3 protein-coding genes are annotated in these 3247 nt (G+C 39.6%); all 3 read right to left on the bottom strand.

Annotated elements, in window-relative coordinates; genetic code table 11:
* Positions 1–655: 655 nt before the first annotated feature.
* Positions 656–1624: a substrate-binding domain-containing protein gene (locus GXZ17_RS09150; RefSeq protein ID WP_409376981.1), complete on the bottom strand. Its 969-nt coding sequence runs from the start codon at positions 1622–1624 to the stop codon at positions 656–658.
* 64 nt (positions 1625–1688) lie between these two features.
* The gene (locus GXZ17_RS09145) at positions 1689–2675 is read right to left on the bottom strand and encodes an ABC transporter permease (protein ID WP_409376980.1); all 987 of its coding nucleotides are present in this window, start codon (positions 2673–2675) and stop codon (positions 1689–1691) included.
* Positions 2659–3247, bottom strand: a 589-nt coding sequence (locus GXZ17_RS09140) for an ATP-binding cassette domain-containing protein (RefSeq protein WP_409376979.1), incomplete at its 5' end; no start/stop codon positions are given. The genes GXZ17_RS09140 and GXZ17_RS09145, both read right to left, overlap by 17 nt.

The following is a 3247-nucleotide window of genomic DNA, read 5'->3' as shown; positions in this document are numbered from 1 at the left end:
CAGTAAAACACACCTTATCATCCCCGCCCCAGGAGTTTATAAGGAAACTTGTTTCCTACTTCCTTACACCCTAACAAAACCCGCTTAAAACATGAGATATTTTCAAAGCTATTTCTCTCGGCTCCTGAAAAAACTCTTAAAGCTTCTTTTGAATCATAATACCGAGATTAAAAAACACAAAAACAATCTTGTTTGATAAGTGCCAAATTACTTCCTAAATTTCGACACTAAGTATAGTTTGTAATCAATAAACCTGTCAATAGATTATGAGCTCTATGATAGTGTCAACCCATTGTAGGAGCGATATTTTTATTTTCTCCTTCGTTATTAACTTTTGAGAAGTTCTCATAAGACTTTTTTTGTTTCATCCCATAGTTATGGCTAGAAAGTCTTGTAAAAATATACTGGTATATTTTTTGGTACTTTTCCTAGAAAGAGGGGTGGGGATACCTCTGAACTCCCTGTTCTATTACTTGTACTAAGAAAGATAGTTCTCTGTGAAAAAAACCGGTTAGAAGGATAACTATTACCTTGTAGCTTGTTGCATTTATGTCACGTATCAATGGGAGATTGCCCGTAAACTTTAATCCATCTAATGCTCAAGCACAGTAAAATTTATGAGCCGCCTCAATCAAACAAAGGCGGCTCATAAATTTTACTGAATACTCTTTTCTGCCTCGTACAGGTTATCCTTAGTTATAACTGCAGGCTCAATCAAAATCACTTTGTTTTCTGGTTCCGCTTTTTCTCTTAGGTATTTAACCAAGATTTCAAAAGCAGTAGAGGCTTGTCTTCCCGGGAACTGTTCGATGGTAGCGTCTAATGTTTCCTCTTCAATCAATTGTAGCGCTTCGGGAAGAGCATCAAAACCAACAGTGATCACCTCTTTGACATCTAACTTACCACTGGCTTCTATAGCCTGAATGGCACCTAAAATCATCTCATCATTGGCTCCAAAAACAGCATCAATCTGGGGAGTGCTCATGATGAAGTCTTCCATCACCTTCATGCCGTCATCCCGGCGGAAGTTAGCAGTTTGAGCTTTAATGGTAATATCAGGATACTGTTCCATAATTTCATTAAATCCTGCGCTTCGATCAATAGCAGGACCTGCTCCTGGAGTCCCGGTGAGCTCAATGACCGTACCTTTAGGTTCAGCGTATTTCTCGATGAGTTCATCTACTATAAATTTTGCTGCTCTCCTCCCTCCTTCTACGTTATCTGCTCCTACATGGCATAAAACCTCTACTGGAGCGTCTTCTTTGATTCTTCGGTCTACAGTGACTACCGGGATATTAGCTTTATTAAGCGCCTCTACCGCTGGGACAACTGCTTCTACTTCGATGGGAACAAGTAGTACTCCATCCACTCCTCTTATGATCATATCTTCAATAATGGAGATTTGCTTTGCTACGTTATCCTCTGCTTCCAAAGATATAACTTCGATTCCCCCTATCTGGGTTGCTTTCTCTTTAACCGCCTCTTCCAAAAAAGCAAACCAGGCAAAGGAGAGGCTGGGAAAGGAAAGACCAATGGTAAGCTGCTCCTGAGCTAAAGCTAAAGAACCCAGACACAAGGAAGCCACTAAAATCACCAAAATACCTACCACTCCAAGTTTTTTCATATTCCATCGACCTCCTTTTATTTTTTATTTCTGGAAAAGATTTTAAATCTTTTCCAGAAATAAATTAAGCAGTTCTAAATCTTCTTTTCATCTTATCCATCAGCACAGCTAAAATTATAATTGACCCTCTCACAATCATCTGCCAGTATGGCTGTACCCCCAAAAGATTCAATCCGTTAGATATAACTCCAATGAGAAGAGCTCCTATTAAAGTACCGTAAACTCCTCCTTCTCCTCCCATCATACTAGTTCCTCCAATAACTACTGAGGCGATGACGTCCAGCTCATAACCTTCACCAGCTACCAATTCTCCAGAATTAAGCCGAGAAGTTAAAATTAAACCGCTCAGTGCTGAAAGAAAGCCCAAAATAGTAAAAGCACTGACTTTATATCGGTCTACTCTTATTCCGGAAAGCAGTGCTGCCTCCTCATTCCCTCCTATAGCATAAATGTAGCGACCAAATACTGTTCTCCTCAAAATTATAGCAGCAATAATAACACTCCCTAAAAAGAGAATAACCGGAAAAGGGATAGGACCAATCATTCCTGCTCCAATGAAGCGGAAAGACCGGCTCATGCCAGAAATAGGCCTTCCTTTAGCTACTAAGAGAGTGGCACCCCGAAATATGCTCATAGTTCCTAAGGTAACGATGAAAGGATGGAGGCCTCCTTTTGTAGAAATAAAACCATTGAGAAAGCCAATACCTCCGCCTATTAGGAGAGGAATAACTATGCTCAAAAATAGGCTTCCTCCCCATTTTACTTGGAAACCAGCAGCAATAATTCCGGTAAAAGCCACCACTGATCCTACCGATAAATCAATGCCTCCCAGGAGAATTACAAAAGTCATCCCTACTGCGATTACTCCGATTATAGAAACCTGGCGGATAACATTTAAAATGTTGAGGGGATTGAAGAAAACGGGGGTTAGAATTCCAAATAAAATACACACCACTATAAAAGCCAATAAAATACCTATTCTATCCCATAAAATCAAAAACCGTTCTACCAGGCTAGCTTTTTCTTTCTTCGTTTCAAGGGGTTCGGGCATAATGATTCTTTCCTCCCAGCGCCAAGTTTAGAATCAATTCTTGATTCGCCTCCTCTCTATTTACTTCTCCAGCTATCTTTCCTTCTCTCATTACTAAAATTCGATCACTCATAGCTAAAATTTCTGGTAGTTCTGAGGAAACCATAATTATGGCCGCCCCTTCACTTACTAAACGATTCATCAATTGGTAAATTTCTACCTTAGCTCCCACATCTATTCCTCGGGTAGGCTCATCAAAAAGATAGATATCACACTTCCTGGCAAACCATTTACCTAAAACTACTTTTTGCTGGTTCCCTCCAGAAAGATACATGACTCTCTGGTATAGAGAAGGTGTTTTAATATTCATAGCTTCTACCATTTCTTCACCAATTTGCTTTAATCTATCTTCATCAATAAATCCTGCATTAGCAATGTTAGGTAGAATGGGTAAACCTAAGTTGTCAAGAACCGAAAGTAAAAGAATAAGTCCCTGTGTTTTTCTCTCTTCAGGAAGAAGCGCAATTCCCAAGCTAATTGCTTCAGGAGGAGAGGTAATTTTTACTTCTTCTCCCCTGATGAATATTTTTCCT

Source organism: Candidatus Sordicultor fermentans, from assembly GCF_012728195.1.
Classification (GTDB): Bacteria; Atribacterota; Atribacteria; order Atribacterales; family Caldatribacteriaceae; genus Sordicultor; species Sordicultor fermentans.
The sequence above is the reverse complement of the archived record's forward strand: the minus strand, read 5'-3'. Positions and strand labels throughout refer to the sequence as shown.